12 protein-coding genes are annotated in these 16,150 nt (G+C 71.9%); all 12 read left to right on the forward strand.

Annotation, left to right across the window (positions count from 1 at the left end):
* Window positions 1-88 precede the first annotated feature (88 nt).
* The 12 genes from ACWGJY_RS08375 to ACWGJY_RS08430 all read left to right on the forward strand — a co-directional run bounded on the left by ACWGJY_RS08375 (window position 89) and on the right by ACWGJY_RS08430 (window position 16,110).
* Window positions 89-805, forward strand: a complete 717-nt coding sequence (locus ACWGJY_RS08375; RefSeq protein WP_453259999.1) for a CPBP family intramembrane glutamic endopeptidase — start codon at window positions 89-91, stop codon at window positions 803-805.
* 190 nt (window positions 806-995) lie between these two features.
* Entirely contained in the window at window positions 996-3,017 is a 2,022-nt protein-coding gene (locus ACWGJY_RS08380) for a glycoside hydrolase (RefSeq protein WP_453260000.1), read from the forward strand.
* A gap of 223 nt (window positions 3,018-3,240) precedes the next feature.
* Window positions 3,241-5,916 (forward strand): nitrite reductase large subunit NirB, encoded by a 2,676-nt coding sequence (gene nirB, locus ACWGJY_RS08385; RefSeq protein WP_453260001.1) that lies wholly within the window; start codon window positions 3,241-3,243, stop codon window positions 5,914-5,916.
* 86 nt (window positions 5,917-6,002) lie between these two features.
* Window positions 6,003-6,455: a nitrite reductase small subunit NirD gene (nirD, locus tag ACWGJY_RS08390; protein WP_453260131.1), complete on the forward strand. Its 453-nt coding sequence runs from the start codon at window positions 6,003-6,005 to the stop codon at window positions 6,453-6,455.
* A gap of 147 nt (window positions 6,456-6,602) precedes the next feature.
* Window positions 6,603-7,133, forward strand: a complete 531-nt coding sequence (locus ACWGJY_RS08395; RefSeq protein WP_453260002.1) for an SRPBCC family protein — start codon at window positions 6,603-6,605, stop codon at window positions 7,131-7,133.
* A 119-nt stretch (window positions 7,134-7,252) separates the two neighbouring features.
* Complete coding sequence (locus tag ACWGJY_RS08400; protein WP_453260132.1) at window positions 7,253-7,558, forward strand: ArsR/SmtB family transcription factor; 306 nt, start codon at window positions 7,253-7,255, stop codon at window positions 7,556-7,558.
* Window positions 7,559-7,677: 119 nt separating this feature from the next.
* Window positions 7,678-8,622 (forward strand): oxidoreductase, encoded by a 945-nt coding sequence (locus tag ACWGJY_RS08405; protein ID WP_453260003.1) that lies wholly within the window; start codon window positions 7,678-7,680, stop codon window positions 8,620-8,622.
* Between the two features lie 206 nt (window positions 8,623-8,828).
* Entirely contained in the window at window positions 8,829-10,880 is a 2,052-nt protein-coding gene (locus ACWGJY_RS08410) for an APC family permease (RefSeq protein WP_453260004.1), read from the forward strand.
* A 36-nt stretch (window positions 10,881-10,916) separates the two neighbouring features.
* Window positions 10,917-11,741, forward strand: a complete 825-nt coding sequence (locus ACWGJY_RS08415) for a maleylpyruvate isomerase family mycothiol-dependent enzyme (protein WP_453260005.1) — start codon at window positions 10,917-10,919, stop codon at window positions 11,739-11,741.
* Window positions 11,742-11,912: 171 nt separating this feature from the next.
* Complete coding sequence (locus ACWGJY_RS08420; protein ID WP_453260006.1) at window positions 11,913-12,290, forward strand: hypothetical protein; 378 nt, start codon at window positions 11,913-11,915, stop codon at window positions 12,288-12,290.
* Between the two features lie 133 nt (window positions 12,291-12,423).
* The gene (locus tag ACWGJY_RS08425; RefSeq protein ID WP_453260007.1) at window positions 12,424-12,924 is read left to right on the forward strand and encodes a hypothetical protein; all 501 of its coding nucleotides are present in this window, start codon (window positions 12,424-12,426) and stop codon (window positions 12,922-12,924) included.
* A 129-nt stretch (window positions 12,925-13,053) separates the two neighbouring features.
* Window positions 13,054-16,110 (forward strand): toxin glutamine deamidase domain-containing protein, encoded by a 3,057-nt coding sequence (locus ACWGJY_RS08430; protein ID WP_453260008.1) that lies wholly within the window; start codon window positions 13,054-13,056, stop codon window positions 16,108-16,110.
* The last annotated feature ends 40 nt before the right edge of the window (window positions 16,111-16,150 follow it).

Raw genomic sequence — 16,150 nt, forward strand, 5'->3', positions numbered from 1 at the left:
GTGTACTAGTACACCGTGCTAGGGTGATTTTAGTACAGCGTGCCAGCACGCTGTACTAATGCTACTTCTCGCTGATCAGGAGCATCGAATGCAGGAGACCCTCCGCCCCGTCCCGGCCGAAGCGCCCGTCGAGAAGCCGGCGCGCCCTGACTGGCCCGAGATCGTCGCCGGCCTGGCCGCCTATGCGGTCCTCTACGCGGCCGGGATCGTGTACCTGGACCACGCCGTCCTGTCGGACACCGTGGTGGGCGTCATCGGGTTCGTGCTCTCCGCGGTGATGGGGCTCGGCGCCTTCGCGGTCGCCGCCCTGCTGCGGATCCGCCGGCTCGCGCCGTTCGGCGTGCGGCGCACGAGCGGGCGGTCGCTGCTCGCCGCCGTCGGGTTCGGCGTCGTCGCCTACGTGCTCGCCACGATCGTCTCGCTGCTCTACCAGACCGTCACGGGCGATCACCAGAACATCCAGGGCGGCTACCACGCGGCCGCCGCGGGCGGCATCCTCTGGTACCTCGCGACCGCGGTGTCCGGGTTCGTCGCCACTCCGATCGGCGAGGAGCTCATCTTCCGCGGGGTGCTGGCCAACGCCCTGGGCCGCTACGGGGCCTGGGTCAGCGTGCTCGCCAGCGCTGCGGTCTTCGCGCTCGTGCACGGCTTCAACCCGGTGCTGCCCGTCGCGTTCGTGGTCGGCATCATCAACGCCCTGCTGCTGCGGCGTACCGGCTCGGTGTGGCCCGGCATCATCGTCCACGGCGTCAACAACGCGCTGGCCATGTCGGTGCCCATGGTCATCGCGCTGGCGAGCAGCTGAAGACGCCGGCTCCCGCCCGCGCACACCAGTCCCCTCAACGATGACCACCGCGCGTGGGAAAGCGAACTATGGGCGACGGTTGTGCCGTCGGCGCGATGTCGGGGGTTCGCCGCCACCACGCCGGAGGGCGATCTCACCGAAAGTCGAGACCTCTTAGAACCCTCTTAAAAGCCGGGACTATCCAGTCCACATGACATCTGACGTTTCCAGGTCCCCCCGGGGCACCGGCCGTGGCCGGACCGCCACCCGGGTACTCGCCGCCTCGCTCGCCCTCACCGCGACCACGCTCGGCGTCGCCGGATGTGACAGTGCCGCCGCCGGCACCCTGGAGGGCAGCAGGCTCGAACTGCCCGTCGCCGGCGGCACCACCGTCGTCGACACCACCTCGCTGGGGGTGACCGCGCACACCGACGACGGGCAGCAGCTGGTGCTGTCCGCGCCGGCCGGCGACGGGCTCGGAGCGCCGGGCCCGGTGACCCGTACGGCCGGCGGGGCGCGCTGGAGCTACCCCGCCAAGGGGCTGAGCGTCACGGCCCGTTCGGAGCACGGACGGCTGCGGATCACGCTGCGGGCGGACCGGGACGGGTCGGTCAGCTGGCCGGTGACCGGCACCGACCGCGCCGCCTCCGCCGTCCAGGTCCCGCGCGGTGAGGGACTGGACATCCCGGTGAAGGACGCGTTCTGGAACGGCGCCCCCGAGACGGGCGGGCTGGCCGGCAGCACCGTCGACGTGAGCGAGGGCCTCTCGATGCCCCTGTGGGGCTACTCCATGGGCGGTGCCGGCGGCAAGGGCGGCGGCAGCGGCGTCAGTTACTTCACCCCCACCGACATCGGCACCTCGCTGCGCTTCACCTCCACCGGGGGCCGGCTGCGCACCACGGCCGGGCATGCCTTCGACGCCGGGGAGGGCACCCGCGACTACGAGGTCTCCTTCGCCCTGACCGACGGCAACCCGGTCGCCCCCGCCTCCGACTATCGCTCCTACCTCTCCCAGCAGGGCCAACTCGGCAGTCTGCGCGAGAAGATCCGTAAGAACCCGGCCAACGGCAAGCTGCTGGGCGCCTTCCACGCCTATGTGTGGGGCGATGCGCGCACGGCCGCCGGGGTCGACAAGCTGAAGCGGCTGGGCGTGGACCGGATGTGGCTCGGTTACGACGCCGGGCCCGACCCGATGAAGGCGCCGGCGGTGCAGGCCGCCAAGAAGGCGGGCTATCTCGTCGGCCCGTACGACACCTTCGCCAACGGCCAGGACCCGAAGACCGCCGACAGCCCCACCTCGGCGTGGCCGGACCGGGTCTACCCCGACTTCTGTGTCCGCAAGGCGGACGGCACCCCGGAGACCGGCTTCGGCAACCGCGGCTGCTACCTCAGCTCGCGCGCCTTCGAGAAGGCCGAACCGGCCAGGCACTACCTCGCCGACCGCACCCGCTCGATGGTCGCCAACGGCGCGGACAGCTACTTCCTCGATGTGGATGCGACGGGCGAGCTGTTCCGCGACCACGGCACGGGCCATGAGATGACCAAGGCCGGCGACCGTGCGAACCGCCTGGCCCGGATGGACCGGCTGTCGAAGGACCTCGTGCTCGGCTCGGAGGCCGCGCAGTCGTGGGCCAACAAGGCCGTCGCCTTCAACCACGGCTCGGGCACCCCGGTCGCCGACGGCCTGTGGAAGCTGGAGCGCGACAGGGAGACGTGGGGCGGCTACTTCCCGGAGAAGGCCCCGGGCATCTTCTTCAAGCCGGTGCAACTGCCCCGCGAGCTGGCCACCGCCATGTATGACCCGAAGTACCGCGTACCGCTCTACGAGACCGCGCTGCACGGCTCGCTGGTGAACGTGGAGCGCTGGGAGCTGTCGTACGAGAAGCTGCCGGCCCAGAAGACCACCCGGGCGCTGCTCGCGATGCTCTACAACACCCCGCTGAACTACGTTCTCGACGGCCCGGCGCTGGAGAAGAACGGGCCGGAGCTCGCCGCGCTGCAGAAGTACTTCTCGCCGCTGCACCGCGCCGCGGGGACCGAGCGGATGACCTCGTTCCGGTGGCTGACCGGCGACCGTACGGTCCAGCGGACGGTCTTCGGCAACGGGAAGCTGACCGTGACCGCCAACTTCGGCACCACGGCCCATGACGGCCTGCCGGGCGGCTGTGTGGACGCCAGGCTCGACGGCGACAAGCAGGCGCGGCGGCTGTGCCCGGCGCAGCTGAACGGCTGAGCGACTGAACGGCTGAACCCGGCACCCCGGCTGCGCGGCTGTCCTCACTGAGCGGCTGGACGGCCGCCCGTCCGGCGGGGCCGCGGCCCGTCCGGCGGGGCCGCGGCCCGTCCGGCGGGGCCGCGGCCCTCACACGGCGGCCGCCCCGCCACTGAGGGCAGCGTTCCGCCCGGGAAACAGCACAGATGCCGGCGGGTAACAGCCGGACCGCAGGCTGACGGCCATGACCTCGATGCCGCCGCACCCGGATGCCGCCTCCCCCGCCGCACCCGGCGCCCCCACCCTCGTCCTCATCGGCCACGGCATGGTCGGCCAGCGCTTCCTGGAGGAGCTGGCCGACCGCGGCGTCACCGGGCGGGCGCGGGTGGTCGTGCTGTGCGAGGAGCCCCGCCCGGCCTACGACCGCGTCCAGCTGACGTCGTACTTCGCCGGCCGCACCCCGGACGAGCTGAGCCTCGCCGATCCGGACTTCCTGGCCCGGCACGGCATCGAACTGCACCTCGGCGACCCGGCCACGGCCGTCGACCGCCCCACCCGCACGGTCACCGCCCGCTCCGGCCGGACCCTCCACTACGACGCCCTGGTGCTGGCCACCGGCTCCGCCCCGTTCGTGCCGCCGGTGCCCGGCAAGGACAGCACGGGCTGTTTCGTCTACCGCACCCTCGACGACCTGTTCGCCATCGAGGAGTACGCCAAGAACGCCCGCACCGGCGTGGTGATCGGCGGCGGGCTGCTCGGCCTGGAGGCGGCCGGGGCACTCAACGGGCTCGGACTGCGCACCCACATCGTGGAGTTCGGCCCGCGGCTGATGGCGCTCCAGGTCGACGAGGGCGGCGGCCGCGCGCTGCGCCGTACCGTCGAGGGGATGGGGCTGGAGGTGCACACCGGGGTCGGCGGCAAGGAGATCGTCGCGGACCGGGCGGGTGCGGTGACCGCCACGGTCCTGACGGACGACTCCCGGATCGACACCGATCTGGTCGTCTTCTCGGCCGGTGTCCGGCCCCGCGACCAGCTCGCCCGGGACTGCGGGCTGGCGGTCGGCGAGCGGGGCGGCATCGTCGTCGACGAGCAGTGCCGCACCGGCGACCCGGGCGTGTACGCGATCGGCGAATGCGCGCTGGCCGCGGACGGCCGGGTCTACGGCCTGGTCGCACCGGGCTATGACATGGCCCGGGTCGCGGCCGACGCCCTCGCCGGGCAGCTCGGCGGCGCCGCCGGGGCGCTCACCGGTTTCACCGGCGCGGACCTGTCCACCAAGCTGAAGCTGCTCGGCGTGGACGTCGCGTCCTTCGGGGACGCGCACGGCACCACCGACGGCTCTCTGGACGTGGTCTACGCCGACTCCCGCAGCGGCGTGTACAAGAAGCTGGTGATCGGCGCCTCCGGTGAGCTGCTGGGCGGGGTGCTGGTCGGCGACGCCGAGGCGTACGGCCTGCTGCGCCCGCTGACCGGCACGGTTCCCCCGCTGGCGCCGGAGCGGCTGGTGCTGCCCGCCGGGGTCGCGGCGGAGGGCGGCGGCGCGGCGGAGGGCGGCGGTGTGCTCGGGGCGTCCGCGCTGCCGGACAGTGCGGTGCTGTGCAACTGCCACAACGTGACCAAGGGGACGGTGCGGGCCGCGGTCACCGAGCACTCCTGCGGCACTCTCCCCGAGATCAAGAAGTGCACCAAGGCCGGTACCGGCTGCGGCAGTTGCGTCACATCGCTGACCGCCGTGATGAACGACGCGCTGGCCGCGTCCGGCGCCACCGTCGACACCGGTCTGTGCGGATGCTTCCCGCACACCCGCGCCGAGCTCTACGAGATCGTCCGTACGCTGCGGCTGACGACCTTCGCCGCGCTGCTGGACTCGCACGGCCGCTCGGAGGCCAGGAACGGCGACGGCTGCGAGATCTGCAAACCCACCGTCGGCTCGATCATCGCCTCCCTCGCGCCCGCCGTCGGCGCCGGGGGCTATGTCCTCGACGGTGAGCAGGCCGCACTCCAGGACACCAACGACCACTTCCTCGCGAACCTCCAGCGCAATGGCTCGTACTCGGTCGTGCCGCGCATCCCCGGCGGGGAGATCACCCCGGAGAAACTGATCGTGATCGGCGAGGTGGCCCGCGACTTCGGCCTCTACACCAAGATCACCGGAGGTCAGCGGATCGATCTGTTCGGCGCCCGGGTCGATCAACTCCCCCGGGTGTGGGCCAGGTTGGTGGCGGCCGGCTTCGAGTCGGGCCATGCGTACGGCAAGGCGCTGCGCACCGTGAAGTCGTGCGTCGGGCAGACCTGGTGCCGCTACGGCGTCCAGGACTCGGTCCGTATGGCCATCGAGCTGGAGCTGCGCTACCGGGGCCTGCGCTCCCCGCACAAGCTGAAGTCGGCGGTCTCCGGCTGCGCGAGGGAGTGCGCGGAGGCCCGCGGCAAGGATTTCGGCGTCATCGCCACCGCCCAGGGCTGGAACCTGTACGTGGGCGGCAACGGCGGCGCGGACCCGCGCCACGCCGACCTGCTCGCCCAGGACGTGAGCGACGCCGAGCTGATCCGCCTGATCGACCGCTTCCTGATGTTCTACATCCGCACCGCCGACCGGCTGGAGCGCACCTCCGCCTGGCTGGAGCGGATCGAGGGCGGCCTCGACCACGTGCGGGATGTCGTCGTCGATGACTCCCTGGGGTTGTGCGGCGAACTGGAAGCCCTGATGGCCGCCCATGTCACCCACTACCGCGACGAATGGGCCGAGACCCTCGCCGACCCCGAACGCCTTGCCCGCTTCGTCTCCTTCGTCAACGCGCCCGGCGCACCGGACCCGTCCGTCCGCTTCGTACCGGAGCGCGACCAGATCAAGCCGGATCTGACGCTGCTGGCCGGGCCGACGCTGCCCGTTCGCACCCTGGAAGGGACCGCTGTCCGATGACTGCTGCCGCCGCACCGCTCACCCACCCCGGGGCCGTCGCCACGGCCTCCACGGCCTCCACGGCCTCGACGACCGCCCCGACCGCCATGACCGCCCCGACTGCCCCGACCTCCAAGAGCGCCACGGCCTCCAAGAGCGCCACGGCTTTCCCTGCCACCGCCGCCACGGTCGAGATCCACTGCACCCAGGGCTGGGTCGCCGTCTGCACGCCGGCTGACCTCACCCCGGGGCGCGGGGTCGCCGCCCTCCTCCCGGACGGCACCCAGGCCGCCCTGTTCGTCGACCGCGCCGGCCAGGCGCACGCCATCGCCAACCGCGACCCGTTCACCGGCGCCCAGGTGCTCTCCCGCGGCCTGACCGGCTCGGCGGACGGCCGTGCGTTCGTGGCATCACCGCTGCTCAAGCAGCGTTTCGACCTGGTATCGGGGAGCTGTCTGGACGACCCGGCGGTCTCGGTGGCGACCTATCGCGTACGGACGCGGGGCGGGGAGCGCGAGCACGACCGCGGTCGCGGCCGCGAGCACGACCGCGACCGCTGACATCATCCGGCCGGGCCGGGCAGGCCGGGCCGCCCGGGAACTGACACGCAACCCATGGGTTGCACCTCTTCCCCTTACGTGCAACCCTGAGGTGGCACGTAAGGGCTTGAGCACGAGCCGATCAGGGAACGGCAGGAGGCGCACCCCATGAGCACCGACAGTGATCAGAGCAACCCGAGCAACCCGAGTAATCAGAGCAACGACAGCGGCAAGGGCGCGGGCGACACCAAGGACCGCATCGAGCGGGAGATCAGCATCGCCGCGCCCGTGGAGCGGGTCTGGGCCGTGCTCACCGAGCCGGAGCACGTCGGCTCGTGGTTCGGCCAGGGCGAGCCGACACCGGTCGACCTGCGGCCGGGCGGCATCATGGAGCTCGACCACGGCGAGTACGGCCAGTTCCCGACCAAAATCGTGAAGGTGGACCCGCCGCACCACTTCTCGTACCGCTGGGCCGCCGCGTACCCCGGCGAGGTGGCGGTCGTGGGCAACTCCACCCTCGTCGAATTCACCCTCACCCCGGAGGGCGACGGCACCCGTCTGCGCGTCGTGGAGAGCGGATTCGCCGACCTCGTCATCCCCGAGGACCGGAAGAAGACCGCAGGGTACGAGAGCCACTCCGAGGGCTGGTCCGGCCAGGCGGAGAACATCCGGCGGTACGCGGAGCAGCTCGCGGCATGACGATGACTGCAGGAGTGGGCGCGGACGGGGGCCGGGGCCAGGGCCAGGGCCTGGACACAGGCCAGGGCACAGGTGCGGGCGCCGGTCCGGGCACGGGCGCGGGCGCCGGCTCTGACACCATGGCGGAGGTGTTCTCCGCACTGGCGGACCCGACCCGCCGCCGGATACTCGACGCCCTCGCCGCACACGGCGAGGCGACCGCCACGGTCCTGGCGGCCGAACTGCCGGTCAGCCGCCAGGCCATCGTCAAACACCTGGGGGTCCTGGACCGGGCCGGTCTGGTCGTCGGCCACCGGGAGGGCCGGGAGGCGCGCTACCGGGTCATACCGGAGCGGCTGGGGGTGACCGCGCGGTGGATGGACCGGGTGGCCGCCACCTGGGACACCCGTCTCTCGGCGATCAAGCGCCTCGCCGAGGGCGAGTGAACCACGGGCCGCGGGCCACAGGCCCCTCACCCGCCGTCCCCCGCCGTCCCCCTCCGGTCCCGCCGGTCCCGCCGGCCCCGCCCACGTACTCTGGTCGCCCCCTACGGAGGAGCGCAGGCGTGACGCGCTGGAACACCGACCACATCCCCGACCAGACCGGCCGCTCGGCAGTCATCACGGGCGCCAACAGCGGTCTCGGCTACGCCACCGCACGCGAGCTGGCGCGGCACGGCGCCCGCGTGCTGCTGGCCTGCCGCAATGAGGCGCGGGGCCTCGTCGCCCTGGACCGGCTGCGCTCCGAAGTCCCCACCGCCGAGGCGGAGTTCCGCCCGCTCGACCTGGCCGATCTGTCCTCCGTACGGGACTTCGCCGCCGCCCTCGACGATTTCGACGGCGACCGCCTCGACCTGCTCATCAACAACGCGGGCGTGATGGCGCTGCCGTACCGCACCACCGCCGACGGCTTCGAGATGCAGTTCGGCACCAACCACCTCGGCCACTTCGCGCTGACCGGGCTGCTGCTGCCCAAGCTCCTCGCCACGCCCGGCGCCCGGGTCGTCACCGTCTCCAGCATGCTGCACGCCCTGGCCGACCTCGATCACACCGACCTCAACAGCGAGCGCTCCTACCGCCGCTGGGTCGCGTATGCCCGTTCCAAGAGCGCCAACCTGCTCTTCGTCCACGAGCTGGCCCGGCGGCTGGCCGCGGCCGGCTCCCAGGTCGTCGCGGCCGCCGCGCACCCCGGATACGCCTCCACCAACCTGATGACCGCGGGCGTCCGGATGGAGGGCCGCAGCTCCGCCGAGCGGGTCGTCGACCTCGCCACCCGCCTCATCGCCCAGCCCCCGGACGGCGGCGCCCTGGGCACCCTCTGCGCGGCCACCGCCCCGCACATGCGGCCGGACTCCTTCATCGGCCCGCGCAACGGACTGCGCGGCGCTCTCGTCCAGTCCTTCCGCGCCCCCTGGACGAAGAAGGACGCCAACGGCGAGCGCCTGTGGGCCGCCTCGGAGGAGCTCACCGGCGTCCGCTACGACTTCTCCCGGCCGGCCACGGCGCTCTGATATCCCGCGACGGCGCTCCGGCATGCCCGAGGGTCCCCGGTCCTCCGGTCCTCCGGTTTCTCCGGTTTCTCCGGTTCTCCGCGTCAAGGCCCCGTGAAGAACACGCCCTCGCCCGCCAAGAGGCCGCCAAGGCCTGCAGACGGCGGCCGTCGTACCCCGCACGCTGAGCTGGTCCAGCACGGCGTTGCACGGAGGTACGACGAGAGATGTCGAGGGTGTCCCCACCTGATGGCCGGCCCGAGGAACCGCCGGATACCGCCACCGGTGCCGTCACCACCCGGCCGGGCGGCACCGGCGTCGCGGGCCACAGTTCCGGCCACGGCTCGGGGGACGGCTCGGGCCGCAGCTCCGGCCACGGCCCGGACGACGCCACCGCCCGCGGACCCGCCAACGGCCCCGACAGCGCCACCCTTTCCGAATCCGACACCCGTTCCGAACCCGACACCCGTTCCGAACCCGACACCCGCCACCGGCTCACCACCCTCCAGGGCCTGGCCGCCCTCTCGCTCGATGCCATGGCGTCCGTCGCCTACGGCCCCGAGTCGATCGTGCTGGTGCTGGCCGCGGCGGGCGGCTACGGTCTCGGCTTCACCCTCCCTGTCACGCTCGCCATCGCCGCGCTGCTGGCCGTCCTGGTCGCCTCGTACCGCCAGGTGATCGCGGCCTTCCCCCATGGCGGTGGCTCGTACGCGGTGGCCAGGACCCACCTCGGCCGCCGCACCGCCCTGGTCGCCGCCGCCTCCCTCATCCTCGACTACGTCCTCAACGTCGCGGTCTCCGTGACGGCCGGCGTAGCGGCCCTGACCTCGGCGTTCCCTGCCCTCTACGACCACCGGGCGGGCATCTGCCTGGCGGTGCTCGTGCTCATCACCGGCATCAACCTGCGGGGCATCGTCGACTCGGCGAAGGCCTTCCTCCTCCCCACCGCCGTCTTCATCGGCGCCATCCTGACGATGATCGTCGCCGGCCTTCTCCGCGACACCCCCGCCTCCACCGTCACCGCCGACGGACACCCTTCCGGCCTCGCCCACCACGCCACCTCCGTCGGCGCCCTGCTCCTGCTCAAGGCCTTCGCGTCCGGCTGCTCGGCGCTGACGGGGGTCGAGGCGGTCGCCAACGCGGTGCCGTCCTTCCGGGCCCCGGCGGCCAAGCGCGCCCAGCGCACCGAGGTCGTGCTCGGCGCCCTGCTCGGCGTGATGCTGATCGGCCTGTCCGTACTGATCGGCCGCTTCCACCTCCAGCCGGTCGAGGGCGTCACCGTCCTCGCCCAGCTCGCGGACGCTTCGCTCGGCCACAACGGGGCCTTCTACGTCGTCCAGTTCGCCACCATGATCCTTCTCGCCCTGGCCGCGAACACCTCCTTCGGCGGTCTGCCCGTCCTGATGAGCCTGCTCGCCCGGGACAACTACCTGCCGCACGTCTTCGGTCTCAAGGCGGACCGCCAGGTCCACCGGCACGGTGTGCTGGCCCTCGCCGCCGTCGCCGCGGTCCTGTTGGTCTTCTCCGGCGGCGATGTCAACACCCTCGTCCCGCTGTTCGCCATCGGTGTCTTCGTCGGCTTCACCCTCTGCCAGATCGGCATGGTCCGGCACTGGTACCTCGGCCGTTCCCCCGGATGGCGCGGCAAGGCCCTGCTGAACGGCTTGGGCGCGGTGCTCACCGGCGTCTCGGCGCTCGTCGTCACCGCCACCAAATTCACCGAGGGCGCCTGGCTCCTCGTCATCGCCCTGCCGCTGCTGGTGCTCGCCTTCGAAGCCGTGCACCGCGCCTACCGCCGGATCGGCGAGCGGCTCGGCCTGGGCCGGATCCCCGAACCCCCGCACCGCGCCCCCTCCCTGGTCATCGTCCCCGTCTCGCATCTCTCCCGGCTGACCTGCGAGGCCTTGAACGCGGCGGTCTCCCTGGGCGATGAGGTGGTCGCGGTCACCGTCACCCACCAGACCCCCGAGGACCGCCCGGCCACCGAGGCGCTGCGCCGCGACTGGGAACTGTGGAACCCCGGCGTGGAACTCCTCGAACTGCCCTCGGCCACCCGCTCCCTGGGCCGCCCCATAGCCGCCTACGTCACCGACCTGACGGCGCGGCACCCCACCACCCGCGTCACCGTCCTGATCCCGGAGGCCGAACCCGCCCACCTCTGGCAGCGCCTGCTGCAGAACCAGCGCGGCGCGGTCGTCGCGCACGCGGTCCGCCGGGACACCGACGCGGTCATCTGCCGGCTGCGGTTCCGGCTGGAGGCGGGCGCCCGCACGTGGTGACGCGTGATTGTCAGTGGCGCGCCCTACCGTGAACCCATGAACTCCGCCATGGATCACGAGATGAACCCCGCCATGGATTACGCCGACCACTGCGCCGAAATCGTCAACCAGACCGGCCTGCTGGCGTCCTGCCTCACGGAGCGGCACACCGACCTGACGGCCTCCGTCCCCTCCTGCCCCGACTGGAACCTCGCCCAGCTGCTCCGGCATCTGGGCGAGGCCCATCGCTGGGCCGGGGAAGTCGTACGGACCCGGGCGACCGCACCCCCGCCCGACACCGCCCTCCGCGTCCTCCCCCGTGACACCGCCCGGACCCCGGCCGAACTCGCCGACTGGCTCCTCGAAGGCGCCCGTCTCCTGGCGGACACGCTGCGCGCCACGGGCCCCGACGCCCGGATCTGGACCCCGCTCCCCTCCGGCTCCCCGCGCTTCTTCGCCCGCCGCATGGCCCACGAGACGGTCATGCACCGGGCCGACGCGGCCCTGGCCCTCGGCAGGGTCTTCTCCGTCGACCAGACCGTCGCCCTCGACACCCTCGACGAGTGGATGGAACTCGGCTCCCTGCCCGAGATGCTCGACTTCCACCCCGACCGGCGCGCCCTCCTCGGCCCCGGCCGCACCCTCCACTTCCGCGCCACGGACACCCCGCCGGAAACGGCTGCCGACTGGCTCGTCGACCTCACCGGCGACACCCTCGCCTGGCGCCGCACCCGGGAACCGGCCGCGGTCTCCGTCCACGCCCCGCTCACCGACCTCCTGCTCCTCATCTACGGCCGGGTCCCCGCCGACCACGACACCTTCGAGATCACCGGCGACGCGGAACTGCTGGAGTTCTGGCTGGCGCGGGTGCTCTTCGGGTGAGCACGGACACTCTCCGGGTGAGCACGGACGCTCTCCGGGCGAGCACGGACGCTCTCCGGGCGAGCACGGACGCTCTCCCGGCCTGCATCGGAGGTGAACCAGCCGGGCCGCCGGAGCGTGAGTTAGCTTGACCACCATCCACAAGACCAGCAGCCAAAGGGAGACCGCACCATGACCGATTCGCACCCGACGGGCAGCACTCCCGGCCTGCCTCCTACACCTCCCCCGCTCCCCCCGGAGCCGGCGGACGCCGGACCGCGGCCGGTGCCGGCCACCGAGGCCGAGGCACTGGAGATCGGCCGGCAGCACTTCCCCGAGGTCGGCTCGCCCGGCGGCCCCAGCGGGCTGTTCGTCCACGAATTCGACATCGGCTACCTGATCCACGCGAGCTGGCCGCGCACCGAGGACCCCATTGCCCCTCCCGCCGAGCCCGGGGGCAGCAACGTCATCGTCTCCAAGCTGGACGGCGAGGTGTCGTTCGTGCCCAACTTCCCCCCGGAGTCGGCAGTTGAGCTCTACCACAGCGCCCGCAACCGAAGGCGCTCCTGAAGCGCCCGGCCAGGGCTCCCCCGCCATGCGGAGCGTGACCCCTGCCCTCTAGCACCTGGTGAGCGGTCAGCACGGCAGCTAGGCTTTGGCTTGAACATCTCATTGGACAACCATTACGCACACGGGGGACGTTGTGGCCGGCGCTGGTGGGTTCCAGACCGACGTGGAGGGCCTCAAGGCCGAGGGCACGAACTTCGTCAAACTGGGCGAGGACTTCTCCTCCTCGGTGGCGCGACTGATGGACGGCCTGCACGCGCAGGGGGCGGGTCCGCCCAGCAAGGGCCAGGACGCGGCGCCGCCGGAGAAATCGTTCGGCCAGCAGTTCATGAGCGGTCTGACGACGTTCGACAGCAAGGACGGGGCTCCGCCGTGGGGGGATGACGACATCGGCGAGAAGTTCGGTGTCGCCTACGAGGGCGTACGAGACGGTATGTACGAATCGATGGGCCATCTCTCCGCGAAGCTTCAGGAAATCGGCAAGGCACTGACCTCGATGTCCAAGAACCATGCGGAGAACGAGGACTTCAACGACTCGCTGATGAAGCAGCACGTCAAGAACGAGCGGGCATGGCAGGACCCGACGGCCGAGGACGACGTCGCCGTCCGCACCGCGTGGAGACCCGCACAGCACTGAGCCCGCCCTGATCCGAAAGGCACGCCTTACGGGACAGCCCTTGGGTGACGCGGCGGCCTTTCCGCGCGCCCTGTGTCCGTAATACGTATGCATGCACGTTTTTCACGGGGGAGTTCCATCTTGTCTGTCATGCTGCCGGATCCTCTTGAGTGGGTCCTGGACATGCTCGGCTTCAACTGGCCGCACGCGGACGAAGACAAACTGATGGAGTGCGCCCAGGTCTGGCGCACTTTCGCGGCGGAGGTCGCAGGGCACCAGGCCCGCGGCAACACCTACGCGAGCAAGGTCCTCAGCGAGAACTCCGGCGACGCCATCGAGGGTTTCGGCAAGGCCTGGGAGAAGTTCTCGGGAGGTTCGGGGTATCTGAACGATGCCCGTGAAGCGGCCGAGGTCATCGCCTTCACACTGGAGGCCGCTGCCGTCCTGGTCATCGGCATGAAGGTCGCCGTTATTGTCCAGTTGGCGATTCTGGCCGCGGAAATCATCGCGGCACAGGCGGCCGCCCCCTTCACCCTCGGGCTTTCCGAAATCGGTGGTGCGGCCGCCACGTTGGCCACTCGCGAGATGGTCCGCAAGATCCTCAAGGAGGTCGCCGAGCAGCTGCTTGACGCGATCGTGGAGGCGGCCAAGGAACCGGTGATCTCCGCGCTGGAGGCGATGGTCTCCGACCTCATCGCCCAGACCGTCAACCAGAACTTCGGCGCCCAGAAGGGCTACGACCTGGGCCGCACGGCCAAGGAAGGCTACGCAGCCGGCAAGGACGCACTGAAGAACACCGGCGAGAGCCTCAGTGAGAGCCTCCGCGACGGCGCCGGCGGCCGCGCGGGCCACCGAGCCCGTGGCGGGCTGGACCACGCGGCCGGCCGCGGCGGCGAACACGGTGACGGGGACGGGGACGGCGGCGGAGACGACAGCAGCTCCGGCAGCTCAGGCAACGGCTCCAGCGGCTCGGGCAGCGGCTCCGGCAGTGGTCCGCGCAGCGGCAGCGGGGACGGCGGTGGCTCCACCACCCACAGCTCCCGCGCCTCGGACAGCACGGGTGCGGCGGGTGGACCGGACAACGGTGGTGCGGACACCCACCCGGACTCCTCCGACGGCCCCTCCAACGGCTCGGACCCTGCGTACAAAGCCCCCGCAGCGCAGCCCCTGCCGTCTCCGGAACAGCGCTCCCCCTTCGACGAGGGCTTTCAGGGCGGCAATGACAGCCCGTACGGGGACTCCCACACCCGCGACTCCGGGTACACCCCCGACTCGGGCCCCACCTCCGACTCCGGGCACACCCCCGGCTCAGGCCCCACCCCCGACTCCGGGCACGCCCCGGACTCAGGCCCCACCCCGGACACCTCCCGCCCGGAGCCGGGCCCGGACTCGCCGAACACCCGGCCCCTCCCCGACAACACCGCGGACGCCACCCGCCCCGGCCCCGACTCGGTCAGCACCCAGCCGGCGCCGGACCACACCCCCGATGCCGGGCGCCCGGACGCGGGCCGCCCCGCCCCCGTACCGGACCCCGTCGGCACCCAGCCCGCACCGGACCAGTCCCCCCAGCAGGGCGGGCCCGAGACGGGCGGGCCGTCACATCCCGACGCCCACCGGCCGTCCCTGGCTCCCTCGCCGGCCTCGGACCCCGTGGCCGGCCCGCCGCCCTCCTACGGCGACACCTCCCATGGCTCCCACGACGGGACCGGCAACGGCTCCCCCAACGGGGACAGCTCCGCCGGCGCCGGGCGTCCCTCGATGCCGCACGTCGGCCCGCCGCCCCAGGGCGCCCCCGTGCAGCACACCCCGTCGACCGGGCAGCCCGTCCAGCCGCGCGATCCGGCACCCGGCGCACCCATGCCCACCGTGAACGACGTCAACGACACCACCGTCACCACCCAGTCCGCGGACACGGCAACTCTCCCCCCGCCCACCCAGCACACCCACGACACCAGCAGTGCGCCCTCCACTCCCTCGCCCCAGCAGCCCCAGCCCAGCACCGTGCAGGCCAACGGCCCGATGATGACGGGCGCCGTCCCACCCCAGGGCAGCCCCGGCACGACCACACCCCGCGGCGGCACCCCGCCCCACGGCACCGGGACCCCTGGCGCACGTCCCAGCCGTCGCCCCGACGGCTCCCGGGCGATTCGCGACGTCACCCAGCAGCCCCATCCCGAGCGCCCCGCGTACAACCCCCGCCTCGACGGCCCCAACCAGCCCCCGTCGCGCCCTGGCCTCCAGACCCCTGGCGCACCAAGCCCGAACTTCCCGCACCCGCAACAGCAGCCCGTTCAGCAACAACCGGCCCCGCACCAGCAACCTGTGCCGCAGCACCAGCACCAGGCCCCCCATCAGACCCATCTCATCCCGCCCCAGCACCAACAGCAACACCAACAGGCACCGGTCCCACAGCCGCCGAACCTGCAAAGTCACACCGATGTACGGATCGGCCTCAACGTCCAGCCGAACGGCCTGTACTCGCCGTTCCCGCACGACCAGCAGGCGCTGGAGGCGAGCTTCCCGCGCAACCAGGACGGCACTCCGCGGGCGTTCAACGACCCGTTCCAGCCCTGGGCCCAGCTCCAGAACGACGGCGGCCACACCGTCCTCGGCCGGTCCAACAACTGCGCCGACTGCACCCGCTCCTTCATGGAGTCCTGGTACGGCAATCCACAGGTGTCCGCGGTCCGCACCTACGACCCGGATGGCCAGGGCGGCGTCGACCGCGCATCCGGCGAACGGAACGGCACCGCCAATATCGAGCAGTATGCGGGCACTTCTTTCCGCAGCTCCGGCCCGAATGCGCACGACGGCTACACCCGAATAGCCGACGATCTCCGCCAGGCCGGCCACGGCGCGGCGGCAGCAGTCCTGGTCACCTGGCCGGACAAGCCCAACGGTGACCCCGGTGGCGCGCATGTCTTCAACGCCGTCAACCACAACGGCAAGGTCATCTGGGTCGACAGCCAGACCGGCCAGGTCAGCGAACAGCCCCTCAACACCCAGGCCCAGCACGTCTGGCACCTCGTCCTGGACGCCAACCGCAAACCGTTCGACCCCGCCACGGTCCAGACGCAGAACCCCCAGCAACAAACCCCGCAGAACCATCCTCAGAACCAGCCCCAGAACCAGCCCCAGAACCAACAGCAGCAGACCCAGACCCAGCAGACCCACCCGCACGCCCAGCAGCAACAACCGGACCCCTAAGCGCAGCAGCAGCAACAGCAACACCCTTACCAGCAGCAGC

The sequence above is a fragment of the Streptomyces sp. NPDC054765 genome, assembly GCF_053612065.1.

Excerpts from the sequence above, each read along its gene's own strand:
- ACWGJY_RS08375 (WP_453259999.1), top strand. The coding sequence starts at position 89 with ATGCAGGAGACCCTCCGCCCCGTCCCGGCCGAAGCGCCCGTCGAGAAG.
- ACWGJY_RS08380 (WP_453260000.1), top strand. The coding sequence starts at position 996 with ATGACATCTGACGTTTCCAGGTCCCCCCGGGGCACCGGCCGTGGCCGG.
- nirB (WP_453260001.1), top strand. The coding sequence starts at position 3,241 with ATGACCTCGATGCCGCCGCACCCGGATGCCGCCTCCCCCGCCGCACCC.
- nirD (WP_453260131.1), top strand. The coding sequence starts at position 6,003 with ATGACCGCCCCGACTGCCCCGACCTCCAAGAGCGCCACGGCCTCCAAG.
- ACWGJY_RS08395 (WP_453260002.1), top strand. The coding sequence starts at position 6,603 with ATGAGCACCGACAGTGATCAGAGCAACCCGAGCAACCCGAGTAATCAG.
- ACWGJY_RS08400 (WP_453260132.1), top strand. The coding sequence starts at position 7,253 with ATGGCGGAGGTGTTCTCCGCACTGGCGGACCCGACCCGCCGCCGGATA.
- ACWGJY_RS08410 (WP_453260004.1), top strand. The coding sequence starts at position 8,829 with ATGTCGAGGGTGTCCCCACCTGATGGCCGGCCCGAGGAACCGCCGGAT.
- ACWGJY_RS08415 (WP_453260005.1), top strand. The coding sequence starts at position 10,917 with ATGAACTCCGCCATGGATCACGAGATGAACCCCGCCATGGATTACGCC.
- ACWGJY_RS08420 (WP_453260006.1), top strand. The coding sequence starts at position 11,913 with ATGACCGATTCGCACCCGACGGGCAGCACTCCCGGCCTGCCTCCTACA.
- ACWGJY_RS08430 (WP_453260008.1), top strand. The coding sequence starts at position 13,054 with ATGCTGCCGGATCCTCTTGAGTGGGTCCTGGACATGCTCGGCTTCAAC.